At 35.7% G+C, this 8,897-nt stretch carries 10 protein-coding genes; all 10 read left to right on the forward strand.

All coding sequences use genetic code 11. The features are described from left to right. The first annotated feature begins 10 nt into the window (after positions 1–10). Positions 11–1,168: a glycosyltransferase family 4 protein gene (locus FA047_RS16085; RefSeq protein ID WP_136837094.1), complete on the forward strand. Its 1,158-nt coding sequence runs from the start codon at positions 11–13 to the stop codon at positions 1,166–1,168. A gap of 35 nt (positions 1,169–1,203) precedes the next feature. Continuing rightward, a complete protein-coding gene (locus FA047_RS16090; RefSeq protein WP_136837095.1) occupies positions 1,204–2,238 on the forward strand; it encodes a polysaccharide biosynthesis protein in 1,035 nt (344 codons plus the stop codon). Position 2,239: 1 nt separating this feature from the next. Next, positions 2,240–2,671 (forward strand): WxcM-like domain-containing protein, encoded by a 432-nt coding sequence (locus tag FA047_RS16095; protein WP_136837096.1) that lies wholly within the window; start codon positions 2,240–2,242, stop codon positions 2,669–2,671. A gap of 9 nt (positions 2,672–2,680) precedes the next feature. Next, a complete protein-coding gene (locus tag FA047_RS16100; protein WP_136837097.1) occupies positions 2,681–3,805 on the forward strand; it encodes a polysaccharide biosynthesis C-terminal domain-containing protein in 1,125 nt (374 codons plus the stop codon). Between the two features lie 23 nt (positions 3,806–3,828). Continuing rightward, positions 3,829–4,971: a non-hydrolyzing UDP-N-acetylglucosamine 2-epimerase gene (gene wecB / locus FA047_RS16105; protein WP_136837098.1), complete on the forward strand. Its 1,143-nt coding sequence runs from the start codon at positions 3,829–3,831 to the stop codon at positions 4,969–4,971. 3 nt (positions 4,972–4,974) lie between these two features. Continuing rightward, positions 4,975–6,180: a glycosyltransferase family 4 protein gene (locus FA047_RS16110; protein WP_136837099.1), complete on the forward strand. Its 1,206-nt coding sequence runs from the start codon at positions 4,975–4,977 to the stop codon at positions 6,178–6,180. Further along, positions 6,173–6,775, forward strand: coding sequence for a sugar transferase (locus FA047_RS16115; RefSeq protein WP_136837100.1), 603 nt, complete (start codon positions 6,173–6,175; stop codon positions 6,773–6,775). The genes FA047_RS16110 and FA047_RS16115 overlap by 8 nt, the downstream gene beginning before the upstream one ends. Further along, the gene (locus FA047_RS16120; protein WP_136837101.1) at positions 6,775–7,395 is read left to right on the forward strand and encodes an acetyltransferase; all 621 of its coding nucleotides are present in this window, start codon (positions 6,775–6,777) and stop codon (positions 7,393–7,395) included. The genes FA047_RS16115 and FA047_RS16120 overlap by 1 nt, the downstream gene beginning before the upstream one ends. Beyond that, positions 7,385–8,542, forward strand: coding sequence for a DegT/DnrJ/EryC1/StrS family aminotransferase (locus FA047_RS16125; RefSeq protein WP_136837102.1), 1,158 nt, complete (start codon positions 7,385–7,387; stop codon positions 8,540–8,542). The genes FA047_RS16120 and FA047_RS16125 overlap by 11 nt, the downstream gene beginning before the upstream one ends. 17 nt (positions 8,543–8,559) lie before the next feature. After that, positions 8,560–8,897: 2-dehydropantoate 2-reductase N-terminal domain-containing protein (locus FA047_RS16130; protein WP_136837103.1), on the forward strand; the 338-nt coding region annotated here is incomplete at its 3' end.

Below are 8,897 nucleotides of genomic sequence, written 5' to 3' on the forward strand. Positions count from 1 at the left end.
AAAGCTTTATATGAACAGATTAAAGATTCTTATATTACTAGACTACTACCTGCCGGGATTTAATGGGGGTGGACCGTTAAGATCAATTAAAAATCTGGTTGATCAATTAGGTGACGATTTTGATTTTAGAATCATTACTTCTGATAGAGATTTAGGAAGTGATTTGCCGTATGATGAAATTCAAGCAGATACATGGATAAATTTTGAAGGGGTGAATGTTTATTATATTTCTCCTGGTAATCTTTCGATAAGCGGATGGTCAAAAATAATTTCAAATACAGAACACGATATTTTATACTTAAATAGTTTTTTTCAGCCTAGGTTTACTTTTTTGCCCCTAATGGCAAGGAGGTTAGGGAAATTGCCCTCAAAGCCTACTATTGTCGCCCCTAGAGGTGAGTTACTGGAAGGCTGTTTAAAGATAAAATCATTAAAAAAGACCATATACCTTTTCTTAGCAAAATCAATTGGTCTTTATAAGAACTTAAATTGGCAGGCTTCAAGCAAATTTGAGGTAGTTAGTTTTAAAGATGTAATGGGTTCTGTCGCGTCTAGGATACAGATTGCAACCAATTTGCCCCCAATTCCGCAAGAGATCAATATTGAAAATCCAAGAATAAGTGGGACACCCCTTAAAGTCTGTTTTATTTCTAGACTAACGCAAGAAAAGAATTTAGAATACGCACTTCAAGTGTTAAAAAAAGTAGAAGTTCCTGTGGTTTTTGACATATACGGACCAAAGCAAGATGAAGAATATTGGAAGATGTGCGAGGCTTTAATACTGGAACAAAAAGAACCGGTATCTGTTAGTTATTGCGGGGAATTGGAGCATAAATTTATAAATGAAACTTTTTTAAAATATGATCTATTTTTCTTTCCTTCAAAAGGTGAGAATTTTGGTCACGTGATTATTGAAGCAATGCTTATGGGAACACCTGTCTTGCTTTCAGATACTACACCATGGAGATCACTTAGAGAGAAAGGTGTAGGTTGGGATTTGTCACTTGACGACCCTCTTTCATTTGTAAAAGCCATAAATGATGCCTATAATGCTACACCTGAAGAATATAAGGTATTTAGGGAAAGCGTTAGGCAATATGCTATAGAGGTTAGTTTGGATAAAGAAGCTATAAAAGCAAGCAAACTCTTGTTTCTAGATGCATCATAAATGCAATATTATAAATAGTTCATAAAATATAGAGAATGTTTTTAAATAAGACTTTATTGATTACTGGTGGAACTGGATCATTTGGAAATGCAGTTTTAAATAGATTTTTATATACGGATCATTTTAAAGAAATCCGGATTTTTTCCAGAGACGAGAAGAAACAGGATGATATGAGAAATCAACTTAAAAATGATAAGTTGAAGTTCTATATTGGCGATGTTAGGGATTATAATAGTGTAGAACGAGCGATGAAGGGCGTGGATTATGTTTTTCATGCCGCTGCTCTAAAGCAAGTACCTTCATGTGAATTTTTCCCTATTGAAGCCACTAAGACAAATGTATTTGGGACACAGAATGTAATAGACGCTGCGGTTGCAAATAAGGTCAATAAGGTCATATGCTTAAGTACAGATAAAGCTGCTTATCCAATTAATGCAATGGGTATATCAAAAGCATTGATGGAAAAGGTCGCCATCGCAGCCTCAAGGAATTTAGAACACACAACTGTATGCCTTACACGTTATGGGAATGTGATGGCGTCCAGAGGTTCCGTGATTCCTTTATTTTTAAAACAAATCCAATCTGGGCAGCCTTTGACGATTACAGATCCTAATATGACCCGATTTTTGATGTCATTGGAGGATGCTGTTGATCTGGTGTTATTTGCATTTGAACATGCTAATCCGGGAGATCTTTTCGTAAATAAGGCTCCGGCGGGTACAATCGGAGACTTAGCAGAAGCACTTAAACAGCTGTGTAAAGCAGATAATGAGATTAAAATTATAGGTACACGGCACGGCGAGAAATTATACGAGACATTGTGTACTCGCGAAGAAATGGTTAAAGCTCAAGATATGGGCGATTTTTACCGTATCCCTGCAGATAACCGCGATTTAAATTACGCTCAATATTTCTCTGAAGGGGAAACGGATATTTCTAAAATAGATGATTACCATTCTCATAATACCGAGCAACAGGGAGTTGAGGGAATGAAAAGGTTGTTGTCAAATCTTCCTCTAATAAAAAAAGAAATTTTCGGTGATTTAACTGCTGTTCAATATCCGGGATAAAATGAATGAAAATATCATGGTTATCAAGGGTGGGCGACATATAGACAATCGGGGCATAATGGATTATATTAATGAATTTGACATGTCGTTGATTAAGAGAATGTATATGATCAACCATCCCAATAAACATATAAAAAGAGGATGGAGGGCACATAAATTGGAACAACGTTGGTTTTATGTTGTCAAAGGAGGATTTGAGATCAACCTTGTGAAAATTGACGATTTTGAAAATCCAGATCCTAATCAAAAAATAGAAACATATGAACTCACAGACCAACAACCGATGGTTATACATGTGCCTGTTGGTTATGCAAGTGCTTTTAGGGCATTAGAAAATGATTCTAAAGTCGTAGTATATGCGGATGCCAATATACAGGCGGCCGTTAACGATAATTATCAATATCCTATTGATTATTTTGTCAATTGGAAATAACCCTTTATAATGAGTAAAATAAGAATAGGCATAACAGGCCAGGAAGGCTTTGTCGGACAACATTTATTTAACACACTTGGTTTATTCCCTGATGAATTTGAGAGAGTTTCGTATCATATTGACTTTTTTAAAAATAAAGAAAGCCTTGAATTATTTGTGGGTCAATGTGATGTAATCGTTCATCTTGCAGCAATGAATAGGCATGACGATCCTGAGGTACTTTATCAAACCAATATAGGTTTGGTAAAACAGCTAATAGATGCGCTTGAAAAAACATCGAGCAAAGCACATGTTCTTTTCTCTTCTTCGTCACAAGAAGAGCGGGATAATCTATATGGCAAAAGTAAAAAGGAGGGAAGAGAACTTTTAATCCGGTGGGCAACCTTAACTGGAGGGACATTTACAGGATTAGTTATACCAAATGTTTTTGGACCTTTTGGTCATCCTTATTACAATTCATTCATTGCAACTTTCTCACACCAGCTTACGCATGGGGAACAGCCAAAAATTGAAGTTGACGGCGAAGTTAAATTGATTTACGTCAATGAATTGATTGAAGTTATCTTGGGTGAGGTGAGAAGTAAATTGGGTAACCCGCTATTTATAATCCCCCATACTTCTGTTAATAAGGTCTCAGAGATATTAGCATTATTAGAGCAATATAAAGAAGAATATTTTCTAGCGGGGATCATTCCCGAATTAAAGAGTTCATTTGCACTTAATTTGTTTAATACCTTCCGATGCTATATAGATATCAAGTCTCACAACCCAGTGAAACTGGTTAAACACACAGATCCTAGAGGGGCATTTGTAGAAATCATACGCCTGAAAGCAGGTGGTCAAGTTTCATTTTCTACTACTGTAGCTGGAATTACGAGGGGAAATCATTATCATACACGAAAAATTGAGCGTTTTGCTGTAATTAAGGGCAAGGCTCTAATTCAATTGAGACGTATTGGTACAGATGAAGTCCTGGATTTCTATTTGGATGGCAATGAGCCCGCTTATGTAGATATGCCAATTTGGTATACGCATAATATCAAAAATATCGGAAAAGAAGAACTCTATACGAACTTCTGGATAAACGAGTTTTTCGATCCAGATGATCCCGATACCTATTTTGAAAATGTTTAGATTTAATACACGATACTAATATTATGAAAGAGAAATTAAAGGTGATGACAGTTGTGGGTACCCGCCCCGAAATTATTCGATTGGCGAGAGTGATGGCTGCTTTGGATGCTTCTGACGCAATAGACCATATTATTGTGCATACTGGTCAGAACTATGATTATGAATTAAATCAGATTTTCTTTGATGATCTTTCTATACGTAAACCAGATTTTTTCTTAAATGCCGCGGGTAAAAGTGCTACTGAAACCGTGGGGCAAATTTTAATTAAGATAGATCCTTTATTGGAATCTGAACAGCCCGATGCATTTTTGGTATTGGGCGATACCAACTCTTGTTTATGTGCAATTCCAGCAAAAAAACGTCATATACCAATATTTCACATGGAAGCCGGAAACCGTTGCTTTGATCAGCGAGTTCCCGAAGAAACTAATAGAAAAATTGTAGATCATATTTCAGATGTAAATTTGACTTATAGTGACATAGCAAGGGAATATCTTTTGCGAGAGGGATTACCGGCGGATAGAATTATTAAAACAGGCTCTCCAATGTTTGAGGTATTGAGTCACTATATGACTCAGATCGAGGGTTCTAATATACTGGAACGGCTGAATCTTGAAGAACAAAAATATTTTGTAATTTCCTCTCATAGAGAGGAAAATATCAGTAGTGAGAAAAACTTTACCAATTTGATGAAGAGTCTAAATCTCATTGCCGAAAAGTATGGCTATCCTATTATTGTTAGTACACACCCAAGGACAAGAAATATGATCGAATCGAAAAAAATTGAAATGAGGCCAGAAGTTCAATTTTTAAAGCCTATGGGGTTCAATGATTACAATGCTTTACAAATGCGGTCTTATGCTGTATTGTCAGATAGTGGTACAATATCTGAAGAGTCTTCAACTCTTAATTTTCCAGCATTAAATTTACGGGATGCACATGAGAGGCCAGAAGCGATGGAAGAAGCATCAGTAATGATGGTAGGTATGAATCCGGAGCGCATTATGCAAGCTCTCGTTCAACTTACTTACCAGAAAAGAGGTACTGAAAGAAATTTCAGAAAGGTAGCGGATTATTCTATGCCAAATGTCTCAGATAAGATGGTTCGTATTATTATTAGCTATGTTGATTATATCAAAAGAGTAGTTTGGGGCGAAAGGGATTAAATAATGAAAATTCTTTTTTTGACTATAGTTAGAATTGATGATGTTTCGGAAAGAGGCATTTACAACGATCTAATGTGTTATTTCAGAGATCAGTCGCATGAAGTTTATATAGCTTGCCCCAACGAGAGACGTTACCAAGAATCGACCCGGTTAAATGTTTCACATGGGATCCATGTTTTAAAAATTAGAACGCTAAATATTCAAAAAACAAATTTACTTGAGAAAGGAATTGGAACCTTATTGTTAGAGAGGCAATTTCTTTCTGGGATAAAAAAGTATTTTTCAGACATTAAATTCGATTTAATCATATATTCTACTCCTCCGATTACCTTTACTAATATTGTTAGTTATATCAAGCAAAAAAGTAATGCAAAATCCTACCTGCTTCTAAAAGATATTTTTCCACAAAACGCTGTAGATCTTGGCTTTATTAGAAAAGGAGGGGTATTACATCGATATTTTAAATATAAAGAGAGTAAACTTTATCGAGTTTCTGATCATATTGGCTGTATGTCTCCGGCAAATGTTAAATTTGTCCTTCAAAATAATCCCTATTTAAAAAGCGACGTTGTCGAGGTAAATCCTAATAGTCTTTTACCTGCTAATATCATAGAAAATGTAAACAAAGCCGATATTAGAAAATTTTATAACATCCCTATAGACAGTACCGTGTTTATTTATGGGGGAAATTTAGGCGTTCCTCAAGGTATTTCTTTTCTATTAGATATTTTGAAATCAAATTTAGAAAAGGCTGATATTTTTTTTGTAGTCGTTGGTTCAGGTACTCAGTATCACTTGTTAGAAAATTGGAATAATGAAACGCTTCCTAAAAATGTAGCGCTTTTAAAAGGCTTACCAAAAAAACAATATGATGAGTTACTCGGTGCTTGTGATGTTGGTTTAATTTTTTTAGACAAACGCTTTACAATTCCTAATTATCCGTCCAGACTTTTGTCTTATATGGAGGCCTATATGCCGGTTCTAGCAGCCACTGATACTGCTACGGATATTGGCATGATTATGGAAGAAAATGGTTTCGGCCTTTGGTGTGAGAGTGGGGACTTAGCGAAGTTTAATTCCAATTTGAATAAATTGATGTCAAACCTTAATTTATTAAAGGATATGGGACTTAAGGCAAATCAATTTATGATTGACAACTATCATGTTTCAAATTCATACAATAAAATAATTGAAAAATTCAATGTATAAGATTTTTGTAAAGCGACTAATAGATTTCTTTTTTGCGTTAGTTGGATTTATTATATTATTACCTGTTTTTTTTTTAGTTCTTTTATTGTTGACAATTGTTAACCAAGGAAAGCCATTTTTCTTTCAAATAAGACCAGGAAAGAATAATCATATGTTTAAAATAATAAAATTTAAGACTATGAATGACAAACGAGGCAAAAATGGTGAATTAATGCCGGATGTTGTTCGTTTAACAAAAATTGGAGCTTTTGTAAGAAGAACCTCTTTGGATGAAATTCCTCAACTATTTAATGTTATTAAAGGTGAGATGAGTCTCATAGGCCCGCGTCCATTACTGCCAGAATATTTACAACTTTATTCCAAGGAACAAATTAGGAGACATGAGGTAAAGCCAGGAATTACTGGCTGGGCACAAATTAATGGACGTAATGCAATTAGCTGGGATCAAAAGTTTAAACTTGATATTTATTATGTTGAGAATCTAAGTTTTTGGCTAGATTTGAAGATAATATTATTAACCATAAAAAAAGTATTGATCAAAGAAGGTATTTCTTCAGGAAGTTCAGTGACAATGGAAAAATTTACAAGAAATTAATGCACATAATAGGAGCTGGTGGACATGCAAAGGTGATAGTTGAAATCATACTGGAATCCAACTTTAAGATAGAAGGAATTTGGGATGAAAATCCTGATTTAATTGAATTTATGGGGTATCCTGTAAATGGAAATTTCAAATCTTTTATGGAAAAAATTATTCCTAATGAAGCTATCATAGCTATAGGTAATAACGGTATTAGGAAGAAGCTTGGTGAACAACTTTCGAATAATAAGGGTGTTGCGATTCATAAATCAAGTGTAGTATCTTCCAGTGCTTCGATTAATTTTGGTACCGTTATTATGGCTAATGCAACTATTAACGCACATGCAACTATTGGTAAATACGCTATAATAAATACAAACGCCTCTATAGATCATGATTGTCATTTAGGTGATTATGTGCACGTTTCTCCACAAGCTGGACTTGGGGGTAATGTAACTGTTGGTGAAGGTACGCATATTGGATTAGGATCGTCGATTATACAAGGCATCACAATTGGCAAATGGGCAACTATAGGCGCTGGTGCAGTAATAATAAATGATATTCCAGACTATGCAGTTGTTGTAGGAAACCCGGGACGAATTATTAAATATAATAAAAGACACGATGAACAATAAGATATGGCTTTCTTCGCCTCATATGGGTGGCGGAGAACAAAAGTATGTAAATGAAGCATTTGATACTAATTGGGTTGCTCCGTTAGGCCCGAATGTGATGGGATTTGAGCATGATTTGAAAAAATATTTACATCAAAATGTACATGTTGCAGCTTTAAGTTCTGGGACATCTGCTTTACATTTAGCTTTGATTCTTTTAGGTGTGGGTCCGGGAGATGAAGTTATTTGTCAGAGTATGACATTTTCAGCTTCTGCAAATCCAATAGCCTATTTGGGTGCGACACCTATATTTATAGACTCAGAGGCGGATACTTGGAATATGTCCCCTGAATATTTAGAAATAGCGATAAAGGATCGTATAGCTAAAGGAAAAAAACCGAAAGCAATTTTGCCTGTCCATTTATATGGCATGCCTGCAAAAATGGAAGAGATATTGACAATCGCCGCTAAGTATGAAATTCCTGTTTTAGAAGACGCTGCTGAAGCTTTGGGATCTCATATTAATGGACAAAACTGTGGTACTTTCGGGGAAATGGCCTGCCTTTCTTTCAATGGCAATAAAATAATAACTACTTCTGGCGGAGGGGCTTTAGTAGCGAAGCAAAAGGTAAATACTGATAAGGCGGTCTTTTTGGCAACTCAGGCTCGAGATAATGCCCCTCATTATGAGCATACCCATATTGGCTATAATTACAGAATGAGTAATATTGTTGCTGGTATTGGTCGTGGGCAAATGGAAGTCTTGGATAAACATATTCAGAACCGTAGAAATAATTTTGAATACTACAAAAGTGCATTTTCAAGTAATGAACAAATCGGATTGCTGGAAGAACCTGCGGGTTATTATTCAAATCGCTGGTTGTCTTGCATTCTTACTGACCGAGATTCTGAGGTTTCAAGAGAGGATTTAAGATTAGCACTGGAAGCTGAAAATATTGAATCTAGACCACTTTGGAAGCCTATGCATATGCAGCCAATATTTCAAGATGCCCCATTTTATGGAGATGGTACTTCTGAAACGCTGTTTGATAATGGTTTGTGCCTTCCTTCGGGATCAAATTTATCAGAGAAAGATCTTAGTAGAGTCACCAATTGTGTGGCATCTGTCTTTAAGAATCATTCTGTTAAGATGGAAAAAGTTAACTAGAAATTTAATTACAATATATGAAAATAGCCGTAATAGGAACAGGATATGTAGGTTTAGTTACCGGTACTTGTTTGGCTGAAACAGGCAATAACGTGATTTGTGTGGATGTGAATGCAGCCAAAGTTCAGAAAATGCAAGAGGGAGAAATCCCTATTTATGAGCCAGGACTTGATGTTTTATTCCACAGGAATATTGCACAGGACAGGCTGACTTTCACAACAGATCTTGCTGCAGGAATCAAAGATGCCCAGATCATTTTTATGGCCCTGCCAACTCCTCCCGGAGGAGACGGAGCAGCAGACCTTTCTTATATACTTGGGGCGGCAAAGGACATTTCTAAACTGGTGACTGACTA

Origin of the sequence: Pedobacter frigoris (genome assembly GCF_005116445.1) — a bacterium.
GTDB lineage: Bacteria > Bacteroidota > Bacteroidia > Sphingobacteriales > Sphingobacteriaceae > Pedobacter > Pedobacter frigoris.